The 18,536-nt window shown below is 34.0% G+C and carries 14 protein-coding genes and 1 riboswitch; of the genes, 1 reads left to right on the top strand and 13 read right to left on the bottom strand.

What is annotated here, in order from left to right; genetic code table 11:
• Positions 1–373: 373 nt before the first annotated feature.
• The 5 genes from LC076_RS14935 to LC076_RS14920 form a co-directional block, all read right to left on the bottom strand.
• Positions 374–1,375, bottom strand: a complete 1,002-nt coding sequence (locus LC076_RS14935) for an ABC transporter permease (protein WP_226669905.1) — start codon at positions 1,373–1,375, stop codon at positions 374–376.
• 2 nt (positions 1,376–1,377) lie between these two features.
• Positions 1,378–2,880: a sugar ABC transporter ATP-binding protein gene (locus LC076_RS14930; protein WP_226669904.1), complete on the bottom strand. Its 1,503-nt coding sequence runs from the start codon at positions 2,878–2,880 to the stop codon at positions 1,378–1,380.
• A 176-nt stretch (positions 2,881–3,056) separates the two neighbouring features.
• Complete coding sequence (locus LC076_RS14925; protein WP_226669903.1) at positions 3,057–4,181, bottom strand: sugar ABC transporter substrate-binding protein; 1,125 nt, start codon at positions 4,179–4,181, stop codon at positions 3,057–3,059.
• 108 nt (positions 4,182–4,289) lie between these two features.
• Positions 4,290–4,400: riboswitch (SAM riboswitch) on the bottom strand.
• Between the two features lie 609 nt (positions 4,401–5,009).
• Positions 5,010–5,135 (bottom strand): hypothetical protein, encoded by a 126-nt coding sequence (locus tag LC076_RS24190; protein WP_264191567.1) that lies wholly within the window; start codon positions 5,133–5,135, stop codon positions 5,010–5,012.
• A gap of 115 nt (positions 5,136–5,250) precedes the next feature.
• Positions 5,251–6,507: an MFS transporter gene (locus tag LC076_RS14920; RefSeq protein WP_226669902.1), complete on the bottom strand. Its 1,257-nt coding sequence runs from the start codon at positions 6,505–6,507 to the stop codon at positions 5,251–5,253.
• A 620-nt stretch (positions 6,508–7,127) separates the two neighbouring features.
• Between LC076_RS14920 and LC076_RS14915 the strand changes: the two genes are divergently transcribed.
• Complete coding sequence (locus LC076_RS14915; protein WP_226669901.1) at positions 7,128–8,798, top strand: glutamine--tRNA ligase/YqeY domain fusion protein; 1,671 nt, start codon at positions 7,128–7,130, stop codon at positions 8,796–8,798.
• A gap of 279 nt (positions 8,799–9,077) precedes the next feature.
• Here LC076_RS14915 and LC076_RS14910 read toward each other — a convergent pair whose 3' ends face one another.
• The 8 genes from LC076_RS14910 to LC076_RS14875 all read right to left on the bottom strand — a co-directional run bounded on the left by LC076_RS14910 (position 9,078) and on the right by LC076_RS14875 (position 18,376).
• Entirely contained in the window at positions 9,078–10,871 is a 1,794-nt protein-coding gene (locus LC076_RS14910) for a sensor histidine kinase (RefSeq protein ID WP_226669900.1), read from the bottom strand.
• A 181-nt stretch (positions 10,872–11,052) separates the two neighbouring features.
• Positions 11,053–12,054: a BMP family ABC transporter substrate-binding protein gene (locus LC076_RS14905; protein ID WP_226669899.1), complete on the bottom strand. Its 1,002-nt coding sequence runs from the start codon at positions 12,052–12,054 to the stop codon at positions 11,053–11,055.
• Between the two features lie 324 nt (positions 12,055–12,378).
• Entirely contained in the window at positions 12,379–13,356 is a 978-nt protein-coding gene (locus LC076_RS14900) for an alpha/beta hydrolase (RefSeq protein WP_226669898.1), read from the bottom strand.
• A 233-nt stretch (positions 13,357–13,589) separates the two neighbouring features.
• A complete protein-coding gene (locus LC076_RS14895; protein WP_226669897.1) occupies positions 13,590–13,820 on the bottom strand; it encodes an excisionase family DNA-binding protein in 231 nt (76 codons plus the stop codon).
• Positions 13,821–14,234: 414 nt separating this feature from the next.
• Positions 14,235–15,443 carry a Ger(x)C family spore germination protein gene (locus tag LC076_RS14890; RefSeq protein WP_226669896.1) on the bottom strand — a complete coding sequence of 403 codons (1,209 nt, stop codon included), beginning with the start codon at positions 15,441–15,443 and terminating at the stop codon, positions 14,235–14,237.
• Positions 15,444–17,033 carry a spore germination protein gene (locus LC076_RS14885; protein ID WP_226669895.1) on the bottom strand — a complete coding sequence of 530 codons (1,590 nt, stop codon included), beginning with the start codon at positions 17,031–17,033 and terminating at the stop codon, positions 15,444–15,446. It lies immediately after the preceding gene.
• A complete protein-coding gene (locus LC076_RS14880) occupies positions 17,030–18,148 on the bottom strand; it encodes a GerAB/ArcD/ProY family transporter (protein WP_226669894.1) in 1,119 nt (372 codons plus the stop codon). The genes LC076_RS14885 and LC076_RS14880 overlap by 4 nt, the downstream gene beginning before the upstream one ends.
• Positions 18,149–18,376 carry a hypothetical protein gene (locus LC076_RS14875; protein WP_226669893.1) on the bottom strand — a complete coding sequence of 76 codons (228 nt, stop codon included), beginning with the start codon at positions 18,374–18,376 and terminating at the stop codon, positions 18,149–18,151.
• Between the last annotated feature and the right edge of the window lie 160 nt (positions 18,377–18,536).

Raw genomic sequence — 18,536 nt, 5'->3', positions numbered from 1 at the left:
TCCATTTCACTAGTTCTTAAAAGTAGCATACAAGTTCCAAAAACCTATTAAACACAACAAATAAAAACCCGAACTATTAGGTGATTGATTAATTGTAATATCACCTTATAATTCGGGTTTATCTTTAGTTTAGGCTTTGTTAAAGCTTAATGTTGATTATTAGCACTTTGTTGATTGGAGTGAAAGGCATGAGACTCCTGCGGGAGAAGTGTGTCAAAGGGAGACCCCACAGGCGCTTGCGCCGAGGAGGCTCCCGGACCTAGGAAAAAAGGTACTTTTTTCCCGAGAAAGCGAATGCCTGTAACGGAAATCAACAACAAAGTTTAACAGAGCCTTAGTTTAAATACTTATGTCCGAGAACCTTTTCAAAATATTATTTCAGCTTATAATACGTAAGTGCTAGCGCAAATGCAAGGACTGCTCCTTTCACAATATCCATTGCAAAATAAGGTACTGACATCATAACAAGTCCATTTTGTAAAATTCCGATTAATACAGCACCAACAAATGTTCCAAAAGCATTCGGTTTACCAGCTCCTAAAACGGAAAAACCAATAAATGCTGCTGCAACTGAATCCATTAAGTATGGTCCTCCTGCATTAATTTCCGCTGTCATGACTCTAGAAGCTAAAATAATTCCTCCAATTGCTGCAAAAAGCGCTGAAAGTAAATAAGCAGCAACTTTATATTTATTAACAGCAATCCCAGATAATCTCGCTGCTTCAATATTTCCACCAATCACATACATATAACGACCATGCTTTGTGTAAGTAAGGAAAATATGAACAACAACGACAATCACAACCATAATAATAATAATCCAAGGAACTTGACCTAGCTTTTGAAATAACGGACTAATTAATCCTGTTGCAAACGAACCATCAGGCATAACCATATTTTGTGAAACTGTTGCTCCTTTTGTATATGTAAGAGCAATTCCTTGAACAATAAACATGGTTGCTAATGTAATCAGCATATCAGGAACTTTAAGTTTGATAATGAAAAATGAATTTAATGCACCTACTAATAATGATGCAACAATCGCTGAGAAAATAGCGATAAAGGTATTTTGTGAAAACCATACAAACATAGAAATGACAATTGCATTTGAAAGTGATGCAACAGATCCCACTGATAAATCAAATCCATTAACTGACAGTGAAATCGTTATTCCAATAGCAATGATTGTCACGATAGATATTGAACGAAGAATATTAATAACATTATTTCCTTGAATAAATGCAGGATTTGATAATGCAAAAACAGCAACAAGTACAACAATTGTTAAAATTGTTCCATATTTATATAAAAATTGAAAAAGATCAAACGTATTTTTAGATGATTTCTTCGCTTGTACAGGATTTAGTTCACTCATCCTTAGTTGCCTCCTGTTGAATAATATAGTAAATCTGCTTCTTTTGTATCACTAGTCTTAAGCTCTTTTACAACGTGGCCATCGTATAATACATACACACGATTTGTTATTCCGATTATTTCAGCTAGCTCTGATGATGCATAAATAATTGCTTTTCCTCTACTAGCAAGCTCACAAATCAATTCAAATATATCTTTTTTCGCTCCAACATCGACACCTTTTGTTGGTTCATCAAAGATATAAATCTCTGCATCTGCTATTAGCCATTTGCCAATCGCGATTTTTTGCTGATTACCACCTGATAAATTTTTAACGATCGCTTCCTCTGAAGGAGTTTTCACACCAAGGCTTTCAATTACCTGCAACGCTCGTTGTTTTTCTGCTTTGCGGTTCAAAAAGCTAAATGGTCTTGTAAATGCACCCAGATTTGCTGCCGTTAAATTTGTCACAACAGATTCGTGAACAAGAATTCCTTCTTTTCTTCTTTCCTCTGGCACTAATGCGACCCCTTGTTTCACAGCATGATAGGGTGATGTTAGTGTTAACTTCTTTCCTCTAAGCTTCACTTCACCTGATGTGATCTTCGTTTCACCAAATAGAGCTTTGCATAATTCTGTTTTCCCAGCTCCAACTAATCCAGCAATTCCTACGATTTCACCTTGACGAACTGTCATTGATACGTTTGATAGCTTATCAGCATCATCAAGATTGCTCACTTCATAAATGACTTCACCACAATCAGATGCTTTTTCAGGAAATTGTTCTTCTAGCTCTCTTCCTAGCATGTGTTCAACAACTTTGCTTTGTGTGGTATTTTTAATTAGCTCATGTGTCACAAGCTGACCATTTCTCATAATTGTAATTTCCTCACAAACCTCAAATATCTCAGGAAGTCGATGTGAAATAAAAATAATGCCTACATTTTTGTCTTTTAATTCTTTTACAATTCTAAAAAGCTCTGTCGTTTCCACATGGCTAAGAGGTGCTGTTGGTTCGTCTAAAATTAAGAACTTACAATCTGTTGAAACTGTTCTTGCAATGAGTACCATTTGCTTCTGGGCTAGAGTTAACTCACTTACTAGTTTTTTAGAAGAAACATTTATATGTAGGTTTTTTAATATCTCTGTTGCTTGCTTATGCATTACTTTCCAATTAATAAATTGCTTTTTTCCCATCTCATTGACTGTACTTGGAAGCATGATATTTTCACCAACAGTTAAATAGGGAATTAACGCCGTATCTACTTCTTGATGAACAATTTGAATACCATTTACTAGTGCATCTTTTGGTGAACGTATATTCGCTTTCTTACGATCTAGCAAAATATCACCAGTATAATGATCATAAGCACCTGATAATACTTTCATTAACGTTGATTTCCCTGCTCCATTGGCTCCAATTAAGGCATGTGTTGTTCCACTTTTCATCGTAAAATCAACACCGTCTAACGCTTTTACACCAGGAAATTCAATTGAGATATTAGTCATTTTTAAAACCGATTGCATGTTATTGTTCCTCCTCTCTATTTAAAGAGCTGTATTTTTTAAGTATAGTATAGCTTTTCTTTCACTTTGGAATTGGTTCATGAGGGGTTCGATTACATTTGAGGGAAAAAGATAACACTCTCTAAGAAATAGAGAGTGCTACCTTCGTTTTCTACTTCAAAACATTGCTCCGTGTTTTATTTTTTATAATATTCTTTTAACGTTTTCATCCACTCTTCTTCAAATGCAGTTGATTTTCCCCAGCCTTCAATTGTATCTGCTAGGTTTACCATGTTAATTGGTTCACTAGATTGCAATAATGTTTCTTGAGAAATTAATGATGCTTCTAAATTATATGTTGCAGGTGTTTCTTCACCAGCTAATTTCTTTGCTAATAATCTCATATCAACAGCTCCAATTAACTTTGGATCAACTGCCGCTGTATATTTCCAAGAACTTTCTTCTGTTTGGATTTCTTGAAGATCTGCATTGGAAACATCGATACCGTAGATTTTAATTTCATCACGACCAGCTTCTTTAATCGCACGTGCTGCACCAATTGCGAATGCATCCCATGTAGCAAAAATCGCATCGATTTCACCTTTAGGATGTTTGTTCAGCATTGACGCAACTGCATTTTGTGTTTGTACTGATGTATCCTCAGCTGCCACACCAAATCTCTCAATCTCTTTAATACCTGGGTTATTATCCAACGTTTCTTGATACACTTTATTTCTTCTCACCATTGGAGGAAATCCATCTACCCAAAGATAAGCAATTTTTGCCTCACCATTAAAATCCTTCACCAACTGATCTAACGCTAGTTTTGCAAGTGCCTCATCATCCTGTGAAGTTAATGTTACACCATCAATTGTTGATAACTTGTCATTAGAATCAAATGTAACAACACTTTTACCAGCATCAACTAGCTTTTGCACAGCCTCAACTGTTGCATCATCATCACCATGTGAAATAATAAAACCATCATAATCTTCTGTTAAGCCTTGTGCGATCGCATCATGGAACTTCGCTGTGTCACCGTTTGCCGTAAATACATCAACTGTGAAACCAAGTGCTTCTCCTTCTTCTTTCGCACCAGCTAAAAATTGTGCAGTATGATCGTCTCCACCAATTTTACGAATAACTTTAATTTTCGCGCCTTCACCCTCTGCAAAGCGTTCTGGAACATTTTCTAAAGAAACATCTGGATTCCCTTTACCAGCTGTGGATTTAGCAGAATCTCCACTTGAAGAACAACCTGTAAGTAGTAATGTAAATGCTAAAATGAAAATAAATGCTGAATTGTAAATTTTGTTTTTCATGTTAGTTAACTCCCCTTTTCTCTCTTCTAAATTTTTGTTTACTTATAAAAACATCAAAAAACCTCTCTGAGATAGAGAGGTTTCACCACAAATATATAGGGATCGCCTCTCTTATCTTCCAAAACCAAACGGTTCTGCAGGATTTAGCACCAATTCTAATTTGTATAGAACGGTTGCCGGGCGTCATCGGGCCAGTCCCTCTGCCACTCTTGATAAGAGATTAGTTTATGAATTTAAGTAAATTAACAATATGTATACTTTAATAGGGTATCGCATTAATGTCAACCATTATTTCAAATTTTCTAACTTATTAATTTTTATTTTCAGCTGCAAAACGGTGATGGTAAGTAGGGTGATGCAGCGTGGGACGGCGGATTTTGTCGAATGATGGATTAATTAAAAAAGTTGAACGATTATCATGAAAAGTTGAACGATTACCTTCGAAAGTTGAACGATTATCATGAAAAATTGAACGATTAACGTAAATACTGGTCACTAATTAAACTATTTAAGTGTTGGAAACAGTATTCTTATAGTCAAAAACAACAAAGATAACGAAATCAGCTTATAAAACAAGAAGGGGCTGGGACATAAACCAAGTAATTAACAAAAATTCTGAACAAAAGTAAATGCTTAGCTGATGAAAAATACGTAGACCATAGCGAGATGCAACGCTTTTGCTAGGCCTCACAGCGCCTAGCACCAGGAGGCTTGCCAGCTTCCCGCGGAAAGCAGAGTATATTTCAGTCGCAACTTAAATAACTACACCTACAACCATTGTTCAGTTTCTATTTTTGTTCAATACTTGTGTCCCAACCTCAGTACATATTATTTTCGTTTTTGACTCTTCAATTTGTTCATTTCAAGTTCTGCTGCATATTCTTCTTGAGACTTCCCTTGCTTTTGGCTTTCTGACTGGATTTTTCTGAATTTGTTATCGTTTAAGTTTGGCATATTTCCACCTCCTCATTGACTTGGTTATTTTCTACTATTACCTCTCAATTATTCAAAAAAGCATAAGAGCTTGGGTTCTCTGTAGACCCCGTGTCTTATGCTTGAAAATCTATTTCTATTTAACAACCTTCACAGTTGTTTTCATGTTCACTTGAGTATCCACAGACCGCCGCTTTAGGACAAGTGGAAGAACAAGAACGACTCCAATAAGCATGCATACTCCTGAAATTTGATAAGAAAGAACTAAACCGAGATATGTTTTTAATAAACCAGCGAGACTCATCATGATGACCATCGCTCCCATAAATAGTGGCGTCATTATCCCATTGACACGTCCTATAAATGCTTCCTCTGCATTTTGTAAAATCATTGTATTAATACTAATTTGTATCGCTGGCATCATTAAGCCTGTAAAAAACTGTGCAACTAATGTTAGCCAGAGAATCTCTGAAAACCCTATAACAGAAATCATGATTGCATTTACTACCATTCCTGCTGCTAGCATTCGAATTGGTGTTATTTTTTTAGATAGAGCTAAAGCGATTCCTCCACCTATAATCATGGCAATACCATTGATCGCCATAAACCACTGCACAAATTCTTTATCCATCTGTAACTGCTCAGTCACGATGAAAATCCCTAAAGGCTGGATTAAACCTATAGCTAAACCAGCAACAAAAAAGTTTGCTCCTAACAGTCTTAAAAATTTATTGTTCACCACATAGTTGAAGCCTTGAATAAATTCTTCTTTCACAGTCGTTGGAATTTCCTTCTTTTCCACCTCTCGATCTCTAGGTAGGAATGTTAGTGCTAAGGCTGAGAAAATAAACATGACTCCAGTGATTGCAATTGAGAGTTCAATTCCATATTGTTGAAAAACAAAAGCTCCAATGACAGGTCCTAAAATCATAAATAGCGCAATCATTGTTTGATAAATGGACATTCCCATTTGAAGTTGCTCTTCTGGAACATGCAACTTAAATAATTTCATACCTGAAGGCTGTGAAAATTGTGAAAGGATAGATGAAATCAGCATGGCAAAAAAGACAATTTTCCAAGTGGCAAACATTAACGTGAATAACACAGCAAAAACTGAAATGGCACTTAATACATCACACCAAACCATCGTTTTCTTTGGTCTCCAACGATCAGCAAACGTTCCTCCAATAATTGAAAAGATAAAAATCGGTGCAAACTCTGCAACTGATATCATTGAGACAGCAAACGGATCTTCATTCGTTTGCTCCATAACAAACAAAAGCACTGAAAAATTTCTTACCCAAATGCCAAGCTGTAGAAACAAACCAGAAAGTAATATAGCACGCACAAACCTATTACTCATAAACTCTTTAAAACTTGATTGTTTGTTCATCTTTTTTCCTCCACATGTTCATTAACTAAGGCTTTTTTCTGAAAAAATATTGCTTTGTACTACAATATTCAGGTAGAAACTGTGTTAGCTTTTAAGAAACATTTTATCTAACGCACGATATATAATAATTCAACAACTTCCAATTAATTCCTCTTTTTTTATCTATAGAAATGTAGTTGTAAAGCAACCAAGCTTGTGAAAACATTCTTTTTTTATTATCGTTAGTATACTGATCACGAGTTTCTGCAATTATATATATTATCAGTAAGATATGATTCGTTCTTAGCATGCATTTCCTAAATAATTGTAAAAGGCTATTTTCGTAAACTTTGTTGCTTTTAGTCATATGAAGAAAACAGCACTGTATAAAGTCTAGTGGCATCTTTTCTTCTTAGAATAGTACTTATATATAATAAAAACATTGTTACTAACAGGAAATTAAGTTAATTAGCAACAATCTTTCAGAAAAGAGCCTTGTAAAAAGAACTATCCAGATCTAAATTAATGAATTTTTTTATCTTACCTAGAAAAATACCTTCGCAAAATTAACCTTTTGCTTATCTATTGGTATAATGGTAAGCAGGACTTATTTTACATATAAAAGAAAGGTTTGATTTAACTTGGAACACAATTCCTCAAACTTTATTAGAAGTATTATTAAAGAGGACCTAGAGAACGGAAAACGTGACAATGTCTATACTCGATTTCCACCTGAACCGAATGGCTATTTACATATTGGCCACGCAAAATCGATCGTCATTAATTTTGGATTAGCAGATGATTTTAAAGGGAAAACAAACTTACGATTTGATGACACAAATCCTTTAAAAGAAGATACAGAATATGTTGAAGCGATTAAAGAAGATGTAGCATGGCTCGGGTATGAATGGGATGGTATGTTCTTCGCTTCTGACTATTTTGAAGAAATGTACAACCGTGCAATCCTTCTTATTAAAAAAGGGAAAGCATATGTGGATGATTTAACTGCTGATGAAATCAGAGAATATCGTGGTACTTTAAAAGAGCCTGGTAAAGAAAGTCCCCACCGCAATCGTACGGTGGATGAAAATCTTGATTTGTTTGATCGTATGCGTAAAGGTGAGTTTGCAAACGGTGAGAAGGTGCTTCGTGCTAAAATTGATATGTCTTCTCCAAATATCAACCTACGAGACCCTGTTATCTACCGTGTTGCACATGCATCACACCATAATACTGGCGATGCTTGGTGTATTTATCCAATGTATGCTTTTGCTCACCCTCTTGAGGATGCAATTGAAGGAATCACACATTCTTTATGTACAACAGAATTCGAAGATCAACGCCCGTTATATAACTGGATTGTTGAAGAATGTGAAATGGATAATAAGCCTCAACAAATTGAATTTGGTCGCTTAAATATTACAAACACAGTAATGAGCAAGCGGAAATTAAAACAGCTTGTTGATGAAAAATATGTAGATGGCTGGGATGATCCTAGGATGCCAACGATCTCTGGATTAAGAAGAAAAGGATATACTCCAGAATCTATTCGTGAATTTGTTAAAGAAACGGGTGTTTCAAAAGGATCTGGTTTAGTAGATGAAGCAATGCTTGAGCACTTCGTTCGTGAAGATCTAAAGCTAAAATCTCCACGAACAATGGGGATTTTAAAGCCACTTAAGGTGGTTATTACAAACTATCCTGAAGATCAAGTTGAAATGCTTGATGCAGAAATCAATCCAGAAAATCCAGATATGGGATCAAGACAAATACCATTTTCTCGTGAGATTTATATCGAACAAGAAGACTTTATGGAGGATCCTCCAAAAAAATATTTCCGACTATTCCCAGGTAATGAAGTTCGCCTAAAGCATGCATATTTCATTAAATGTGAAGATGTAATTAAAGACGACGCTGGAAATGTTGTAGAAATTCATTGTACGTACGATCCTGAAACAAAGAGCGGCACTGGTTTTACAGGTCGTAAAGTAAAAGGAACTCTACACTGGGTTGACGCTAAACACTCGCTTCCAGCTGAATTCCGTTTATATGAACCACTTATTCTTGATAAAGAAGAACAGGATGAGGAAGCAGATCAATCAGAGGAAAAAACATTCCTTGATTATGTAAATCCAAATTCATTAGAAATTTCCCAAGGCTTTGTTGAACCTAATATGGAAAACGTGCAAGCACACGACAAATACCAATTTTTCCGTCACGGCTACTTTAATGTAGATCCTAAGCATACAACAAAGGAAAAGGTAGTTTTCAATCGCATTGTTTCATTGAAAAGCTCTTTTAAATTAAAATAAAGTGTAGAAAAGGATGACAATTGGTTTTGTCATCCTTTTTTGTGTTTTATTGTTTATTAGAGAGCTTATTGGTGCTTATGATGGCCTTTTGCTCGGGGGTGCCTCTCGCTTATGGGCTTTATCGGCTTATATGGCGGCCTTTTGTTCTTGATTTCTCCTCTCACTTATAGGCCTCATTCACCAACAAGATGAAATTAAACAGAAAAAACGTGAATTCAAATATGAATTCACGCCACATCACATCTATATCTTTGTCTTCCAACTTTTAAAATCAGCCACCTATTTCAAAGGCAAGCTTATTAAGAAGGTTGTTCCTTCTTTAGATGTATCATGTAACTCTATATGTCCATCGTGATTTTCAATAACTCTTTTCACAACCATTAATCCTAAACCGGTTCCATTTTCCTTGTTGGTTGTAAATGGTTCATATAAATGATCAATAATGTGTTTAGGAATTCCTTGGCCTGTATCCTTAATAAAGATATGATACAAGTTATTTTGCACGACTGAAAAAATCGATAAATGACCTTTTCCGTCCATTGCTTCAATACTATTACGTATTAAATTGTGAAAAACCTGCTTTATTTGTTTCGCATCAATATGAAGCGGTATCCTGCTCAGGTTAACTGAAAAGTCGATATTCTCAGATGCCTCAATAATAAGAGGTAAAAAATCTTTAAGAACATCTTCCAAGAAGACTTCCTTTTTATTTGGAGCTCCTGGTTTAGATAAAAGAAGCATCTCTTCAATGATCGTATTGATTCGTTCTACTTCTTTCATAAGAAGTGGGATATGATATTGTTCTTTATTTTTATTTGAGATGGATTGTTCCATCAATGATAGAAAGCCATGAATCACAGCTAGCGGATTACGAATTTCATGAGCTGCACCTGCAGCTATTTCACCAACAACAGCTAACTTCTCGGATTTATGCATTCGTTTTTCCATTACTTCTGTTTCAGTTATATCTACAAAATTAACGATTCTACCTATCACTTGTTGCTGTTGATTTTTAAGCTCTGCCTGAGAAACTAGTAAGTGTTTTTCTCCTTGCTCTGTTATAAAAATCACTTTTGTATGAGATGTTAATGCCTTTGTAGATAGAATTTTCCAGAAATCTGCATTTAATTCTTCGATGTGTACTAAGCATTTATTATCTATTTCTTCATTATCCATGTTAAGAATATTTGCAGCTGTAGAATTACTCGTCATTTCTAATGGATCATCTGTGATTCTTATAATCCCAACAGGCAACGAGTTTAGTATTTGATCACGGTAAACTTTATCATTCACAATCGTGTTAAACGATTCTCTTAGTTTTACAGACATTTGATTGATCGAGTTTGTTAGTTGTTTAAACTCCGTTTGTTCTGTTGAATGAATAGTCAGCCCGTATTCCCCATTAGCAATTTTATCTACTTTATTTACGACAGTCTCGATTGGTTTTGTTAAGCTTGAGCTAATCCGATAAGAAACGAATATGGATAGTAAAATAGCTCCCGCTGTAACCAAGATAAGTAGCCATAATGAGCTTTTTATAATTGTGGAAAATTGGTTAGAATGACCATCAAACTGTGAAATTGCTTCTTGTTTAGCTGTACTAATATCTTGTTTCAACTCATTAAATTGCGGTAAAAAAGTTGACTGAAAATACTCTCTTGTAGCCGGCTTATCTCCATAATCAATAAGACCTTGAATATTGTTGATGATCATGAAATCTAATAATTCTAGCCTTTTTTTTATATTATTCAATGAATCTGGTATGGAATCTGAGCTTTCTAGCTTTTCTTCTTTATCTAAAGTATAAGCTTGATATTCTTCAATAAGGTTACAGCATAAGTCATTTGCTAAATAATCATTAACAATATATTCTTTTACTCCAAGTTCTTTTTCCCAATGGTTTAATAAGTATAGCTCTGGTATATTTGTCCGCTTAATTTTATTACTCACTTTCGTAATCTCTTCGATTGATTGAACGAGTATTAAAGAAAATCCACTTAAAAGAAGAGTTAATAGTAGAAGGGTTGTGAGAATTTTTGATCGAAATGACATTATTTTAACTAGCTTTTTCATCACAATCCTCCTAACTACTGTTTTTTTATGAAAGTCTCTTTTCTGAAAGATTGTTCCTAAGCGCCTAAATTATCTTTTGAAAACAGTCTTTTTATCGCATAAATGGTATTTATCTATCAGAAAAGATGCCACTAGACTTTATAAAGTGGGTTGTTAAAGCCACAAAGTTTACAAAAAAAAATTATGGAAAGATCAACTCACCTTGTTTATAACGTTTCATCTCATTTTCTATAAATTCAATATTTTCTTTAGATAACATCGGACCAAAAGGAGCTAAGCTGTATACTCCATCTTCTTCAGTTAACATCACTTTCCCGTGAGGTATACCTTCTGAACTAAAATAATCTTCCATGATTGAAACATAAGCTTGTGACACATCATTTGTTACACTTGTCAAAACAAGATTTTTTGCCATATATGATTGATCATCCAAATAACCAATAACATATATTCCCTCTTTTTTAGCTAGATCTATAATATCACGATTGAAGGAATTACCCTTACTATAAACAACATCCACACCTTGCTCGATCAATTTCTTTAAAATTTTTGTAGCAGTAACACCATCATCTCTGCTTCCGACAGATTCATAATAGAATTCTATCTCTGGATTATAGTAGGTAAGAGCTTCTTCAAATTCAGGGTTTTTCTCTCGTGCGTAAGTTGCGTCAATTAATGCTACTTTATTTGTTTTTGTGACAAAGGTAGTCGATAACGCCGCAAAATATTCTAGCTCCCCTTGATCAAACGTATAAACAGATTGATTACTATATTTAGATGTTCCGTGAATTGTAATAAAATAAACGTCTTTATGTTTTTTAGCTGCAGCAGTAAAACTATCAGAAAATTCCCGACCATGGCCGATAATTAGTTTTGAGCCCTCGTTAATTGCTTTTGAAATGGTTTCTTTCATTTTCTTTTCAGTATCTATTTCACTATAAAATGATACATTTACTGGGTATTGCTCTTCTATTTTCAGCATCCCTTTATAGGCAAGACTTCCCCAGCTTTGATCAACGACAACATCTGATGTCATAATAGTCGCCTTTGTTTTCCCACTAAAAACATTAGATGTAGCTTGCAAAATTATACCCCTAGATTGAAAGATAATGGCTCCCAAAATAACAATAACAACAATCCCTGTTATTATACTAATCACCTTCAGTTGACTAGATTGTTGCATCAATTTTCTCCCCTTAAAATTAGTTCTATATTCTTATATCATTATAGCGAACATTTATCTACTAAGCTATAATTTTCTATGAATATCTACATTTTTCGACATATATTGCAGTTGATTGATTCTTAGGAATTAGCATTAATTCTATAATTAACTCTTATATTACCAAAGGAAATATTTCCAACACCAGAAATATGTCGAAAGACACTATTATACTAGTGTAATCATTTACTGTTCTTTTTTAAGAACAGTAAATGAAACTGTATGTGGAATATGGTAACACGAACATTCAGCAGCACAAGACTTTTTTCCCAACAAAAAAACTACTTACTCATTTACATGTAAGTAGTTATCTTGTAACCATGTACTTAATTCACCTTTTAGTTGTGAATGAATTGGATCTGTTGCTTGTTTTTTATATTGTTTCATAATATTTAAAACTGATTTCTCACCCTTATATTCTTTTAACATATGATCCATATTTTTTATAGCCACTACTGTCACATCGTTTTTATCAAGCTGTTGCATTCGACTTAGCTCCACAACATCCATTTGAACATCTTTATCACCAGTTATAGCTAATATTGGGCAATTCGCTCTCTCTAACGCTTTTACTATTTGTTCACTTTTATAAGCAAAATGCTCTCTAAACCATTTAGCTGGCATTTTTTTAAAACTCATTCTAATAAAATCACCTGATGATTGTTCTAATTTTTTATTTAATTGCTCTATTTGCTTGTTTATTTTCTCTTTTGTGACTAACCGTCTTAATAGTTTACCTTTTAACCCCTTCATTCGTTGAATTTCTTCTAGTATAAGTTGATTTTGGTAGTTCATTGGTTCAGCTAAGTTTGTTCCTGCACCACCTAATAAAATTAAGCCAGCTATTTCCTCAACCTCCTCGCTTACCTTTGTGGCTAATATGCATCCTTCACTATGACCAAGGAGAATAATATCTTTTTCTTTCACTTTAGGGTGTTGCTTCAAAAAAGTAACCATACTTTTAACATCTGTGACTAAATCCTCCATTCCTGACGAAAATGGATCTCCTTCACTTTCTCCAACTGACCTTTTATCATAACGAAGAGTTAAAAAACCTAGATTTGTTAAAAAATGTGCTAGTTCCTTGTATAAATTTGTGATTAACTTTGGTTTTTTCATATTTCCATCTCTGTCTGCACTGCCTGATCCATTAATTAAAATAATTGCAGGGAATCGTTCTTGATCACTTTGTGGTATCGCTAAAGTTCCTCGTAAGGTAATGTCTTTCTCAACAGAAAATAACTCCTCTTTTATCGATAACATTTGTAACCGCTCCTTTTCATTGTAACCATTATTGATAATGATAACATTAATACAAAAAAAGTCTATCTATTTTTCTATAATTTTATAAAGATTTTCATCAGTAACCAGAATTGAGTTTTCAAATTTTAAGATCTTAGCAAAAGCACTATAAAGACCACCTTTATAAGTTAAAACCAGGTGATTAAGCAACATTTCTATAGAAAAAAATGATTCATTTGAAGATTGAATAAAAATCAATCTTCATCTTTTACATCTGGATCCTCTGGAATTGGTTCTTTCATATATTCATCAATCAATTCTTTATATTTCTCTAATTGCTCAAAATGTGTTTTAAATTGATCTTTATTTATTAAATAATCTTCACCATCATACAGGGCTCTTATTTTCTTTTCTAATATCAGCGCTTTTACTTGTTCTTCAGAAATGGATAAATATTCAGCTGTCTCATTTATTGTTAAATACATTCTTTCACCTACATAGTTTTTATTAATACTATCTATTATAATGGAAAATTCAAAAGTAATGAGCTTTATTATTAAAAAACATCGTATTCTGACTTTCTTATTACTAGAAGAAAGTCAAAAAATAATGAATCAATGTTGATAGTGATTGCCTTACCAAACCAAACGGAGGAGTGAACTCAGTTGGTAAATTAATATTGCATTTTTTCATGTACAAAACATACTGAGGGCTGGTACAACTTAGTCAAATAAAGGGATACCACTCAAATTCGTCTCTTGTGTTCATCCTACCTTTGAACTTGAATTTCAATATCCATCAAAGGGTATCAAAATCAACACCCAATCACCTCGGCGTAACACCTTTTAGTGGTGGCGTAACGACATGTGATTGGGGTTAGTTTGACAAGGAATTCATTGTTATTCATTTTCACTTACAGGAGTATCAGTTAAGAAGCTTTTGTTTTTGATCCCATATCGAAGTAGATGCATATTAACATGTACTTCAACATTTCCCTTAGCAAATTCTTCATTCCATTTTTTCTCTACTTCTTTAAATTTCTTATATTGTGACCGATTTAATGCATCACCAAAGCCAAATATATCTACACCATACTTTTCTTGTACTTTTTGTATTGTGCTTGTTACTTCCTTTTTTATATGTTCATTTACATTTTTTTCGTATTCAAGAAACACTTCTAGGTTTGTTACATCTTTTTTACACTCAGTACCTTGCAATCTTCCTTCTCCATTAATATCTACATGAAAGGTTGGCTTACCATCTTTATAACTTGATCTTAATTTACTATGAGAATGAATAATTCTCACATCTATATTTTTCTTTGTTTCATCTTTTTCACAAGGTATTGTTAAGCTTGTTTTTTCAAGCTCTTGAGTCCATAAATAATTTCTAGCATCTTCAAGCGGTAATTTACCTACCATTTTTTCATTGTCAAACAATGCTATTCCACTCATCTCAACCCTTGTTTTAACATCTATTTGCTTATTATTTTCAGTAGAAGCTCCTTTCTCAGGATCTCCTGAAATGATGATAGTGGATGCAACAGGACTTCTTCCTTTAGATACAATCGCTTCAATAAAGTCAGTTAACTGAATATGAGGGTCGCCACCCCATTCCTGAAGAAATGTTTTAATTTGTTGATGCATCTTTAAGGACGGACTTTTTAAAACAGGGTAGGTAATCTTTGTATAATCTGAAGCAGGTCCATCCGTTATAAGGATATTAAAATCATTTCTAAAATGACCACTTCTTTCTAAATAATCTAAAAAACCTAATATCCCTTCTTTGGCAACCTCCTCATTTATATATAAAACCCTTGTATGAGAATAAATTACCTCTCGAATAAATCCAACATTCATTTTATTGGCAAGCTCTGATAATGAATTTCCTTCTTGGGAAAAAGTCACAACTGGAGCATTCCCTTCAGCACCTTGCTTTGAAAATTCAGAAGAATTAACAACCTCAACTGTTAGCTTGTACTTTTTCTCTTCTCCTGGATCAATTGCAATTCCAGTAGCTATTGATACATCATTTAACTCTGCTTTATCCCAACATCCTGCTAATAAAAACAAAGAAAATACTGAAAAAATGAGACATCTAATTTTCACTTAACTCTCCTCCCCAGTGTCTTTTTTTGGAGGTGATGGTGGCTTACTTTCTTCATTTTTAACAGGTGATTTAGTCATTAAATAAGAAGGCCTTTTATTATCAGCCCAAATAGGAAATCGAACAAAAACATCTGTCTGATCACCTAATTTAAATGGAGCAACAGGTGTTAAATACGGTACTCCAAACGAACGTAAACTTACCAAGTGGATGACCATCATAATTAATACCCAAAGCACTCCATATAAACCGAACACAGCAGCAATTATTACTAATAAAAATCTGATTAATCGTGCCGCAATGGCAAAATTATAAATAGGTGATACGAAGCTCGCAATCGCTGAAAAGGCGACAATAATCACAAGTACATTTGAGACTAGACCCGCTTCAACAGCAGCTTGTCCAATAACAAGTGCGCCTACTATTGATAATGTTTGCCCTACAACTCGGGGCATCCTTACCCCTGCTTCTCGTAATACCTCAAAGGTTAATTCCATCACCAAAATCTCAATAACCGCTGGAAATGGTACCCCTTCTCTTTGTGCCTGTACACTTATTAAAAGCTGAGTGGGTAATAATTCATGATGATATGTGGTGAGAGCTACGTATAGTGATGGCAAGATAAGTGTGATCATAAAAGAAATATACCTAATTATTCTTACAAAACTAGTCATAAAATAAGGTTGATAATAGTCTTCAGCAGACTGGAAAAAGTCAGTGAAAACTGTCGGTGCAATTAATACAAAAGGTGTACCATCTAGAAAAATCCCTATTTTCCCTTCTAATATATTGGCACTAACACTATCAGGTCTTTCCGTGTTATATATGAGTGGAAAAGGCGTGAAATTTTGATCAGTTATAAACTCCTCAACATTCCCGGTATCTAATACAGCTGACGTGTCAATCTTCTTTATCCGCTTCTTCAGTTCATCCAAAATATCTTCGTTCACAACATTTTTTAAATACCCTATCGACAATTTCGTATTAGAATCACGCCCAATATAATAATCTTCAAATACAAGCTTTGGGTTTTTTATTCGACTGCGAACTAATCCAATATTTGTATCAATACTCTCCACAAACCCATCTTTTGGCCCGCGGATGATCGTTTGTGTACTAGGCTCTTCTATCGAACGTTTTTCTGCTCCACCGACTTCTAAAGCAATTGCTTTATCATGTCCATCTACCAATAAAACTGCATAACCATTTAAAATAAGCCAAACAATGTCATGAAGTGTTGTCGTATATTTATAAGAAATCACAGGAAAATAAGCTTCTCTAATTTCTTCTATCTCTTTAAAATCTTTCTCTTTAAAAGCCTGTCTTAAAGAATTTAGTACTTGAAGATTTAAGTCATTTTTATTAAGCATTGTTCCCAGGTAAAACACAGAAGCGCTTTTATTCCCTATTTTCACTTCAATTTTCTCGAAATCTGAACTTTTATTGAATAGTTCTTCTAAACTTTCAGTATTCTTTTCTAAGCTTTGAAAATATTTTTTAGGTACACCAGCACGATCAAAAAGCTCTTTATCTGTTTTCTTTCCAGTGCTTTTATTTTTTCTTCGATAAAATAAATCAGTAAGTATACTCAAAGGGATGTCTCCTTTTTCTGCTGCTTTTTCCTTGTTTTCCATAAGAGAATAGGTAACACAAGAAGAGGAATGATAAATTGAAATGGCAAATGTAAATAGAAGGGAACAAAAATAAGACCTTCCTCAATATGCTCTACAAAATTATCACTAATAATAACAGCTAAAAAAGCAATAATTGTCCCCATTGAAAACGTCATCGTCCGGTAAGGTTTATTTGTAATTAATTCAAGTCCTTTCAGTCCGCCATAAAAGAAAACGGTAACCTTTACGATAATTCCAAACATAACAAAAAAGACGATAACTAAATCTACTCTTTCTATAAAATTAAGCAAAGATATTTCACGTGAGGCACTAAGTAAAGGGAAGTTTGCCCTTTCCTTTAAAGTTGCTCCTAAAGTAGCTATTTGAACCAGTGAGCCATATGTTAATAAAAAACCACTTGTAGCAACTGCTGCTGCACCTACCTTTCCAACTTTTTTCACTTTACCGACATAAGGAATAATTAAAGTAAAAGCAATCACCTCACCGAATGGGAAGGTAAGTAACTCAGGGAAAACCGCCTTAAAGATCGGACCTAAACCTTCTGCTAAAACAGGTTGGAGATTTTTAAATTCAATTCCACCAGATAAAAAGATAGCAATTCCTATAGTCACAATAAAAGTAATAACATACGGAAAGAAAATCTCACTCGTCCTTCCCAATACTTCTAAACCATGTTGTAGCATATAGATCACAATAAACATCATTGTTATAGCTATAGCTTCAATAGGTGTATATTCAAAAATAGAAGAAACAAGTAACTCACAAAAATCTCGTAAAATTCTTGCTGCAATGTAAAAAAAGTAAATGACATATAGGAATGTTATAAATTTCCCAGCCCATTTCCCGAAACAAAATACAAATATCTCAAAGAGGTTTTTTTCAGGTAGTTTAGATAAAAAGTAGATAAAGAAAAGGATGATACCGATACCTAATAATGCTGCGATAATTACTGCAATCCAAGCATCCTGCTTTGCATCATTTCCAATGCCAACCAAAGCAGCACTACCAATTTGAAAACAAATAATAATAATATATAACTGCCAAAGCGAGATTTGCTCAACAAGTTTCTTCATTTAAGATCGTTTCCTAATTCGATCTAGCTTTTCTTTTATGCCAATCCATATACTGAATAAAAATCCAATACAGAGAAACAGATACACAAACCAAAGATTTGTTCCCGGTTCAAGCCTTGTTATTCGTTTAAGTTCAACAAACAGGTAACTCTTATATAAAATTGCATCCACTTGGGCAATTAACAGCGTCAGAAATAAAAAGACGACTAAAAACATGATTGTTCTCATAATCAACTTCCATCCCTAAAAACATATTTTTCACTGTAAAACCAGTATATGGAATAGTATGTACAAGAACATGCAATTTTATTTCGGGCGGTGCCTGTCACGCCCCGAATTTTGTCACAAAAAAACATCTGCGAATTTCGCAGATGCTTTTTTTCTAATA

Origin of the sequence: Metabacillus litoralis (assembly GCF_020524045.1) — a bacterium.
Classification (GTDB): Bacteria; Bacillota; Bacilli; order Bacillales; family Bacillaceae; genus Metabacillus; species Metabacillus litoralis_C.
This window is presented reverse-complemented; position numbering and strand designations above follow the sequence as displayed.

Bases quoted from the DNA above. Each gene is read 5' to 3' on its own strand.
- LC076_RS14935 (WP_226669905.1), bottom strand. From the start codon at position 1,375: ATGAGTGAACTAAATCCTGTACAAGCGAAGAAATCATCTAAAAATACG.
- LC076_RS14930 (WP_226669904.1), bottom strand. From the start codon at position 2,880: ATGCAATCGGTTTTAAAAATGACTAATATCTCAATTGAATTTCCTGGT.
- LC076_RS14925 (WP_226669903.1), bottom strand. From the start codon at position 4,181: ATGAAAAACAAAATTTACAATTCAGCATTTATTTTCATTTTAGCATTT.
- LC076_RS24190 (WP_264191567.1), bottom strand. From the start codon at position 5,135: ATGCCAAACTTAAACGATAACAAATTCAGAAAAATCCAGTCAGAAAGC.
- LC076_RS14920 (WP_226669902.1), bottom strand. From the start codon at position 6,507: ATGAACAAACAATCAAGTTTTAAAGAGTTTATGAGTAATAGGTTTGTG.
- LC076_RS14910 (WP_226669900.1), bottom strand. From the start codon at position 10,871: ATGAAAAAGCTAGTTAAAATAATGTCATTTCGATCAAAAATTCTCACA.
- LC076_RS14905 (WP_226669899.1), bottom strand. From the start codon at position 12,054: ATGCAACAATCTAGTCAACTGAAGGTGATTAGTATAATAACAGGGATT.
- LC076_RS14900 (WP_226669898.1), bottom strand. From the start codon at position 13,356: ATGTTATCGATAAAAGAGGAGTTATTTTCTGTTGAGAAAGACATTACC.
- LC076_RS14895 (WP_226669897.1), bottom strand. From the start codon at position 13,820: ATGTATTTAACAATAAATGAGACAGCTGAATATTTATCCATTTCTGAA.
- LC076_RS14880 (WP_226669894.1), bottom strand. From the start codon at position 18,148: ATGAAGAAACTTGTTGAGCAAATCTCGCTTTGGCAGTTATATATTATT.
- LC076_RS14875 (WP_226669893.1), bottom strand. From the start codon at position 18,376: ATGAGAACAATCATGTTTTTAGTCGTCTTTTTATTTCTGACGCTGTTA.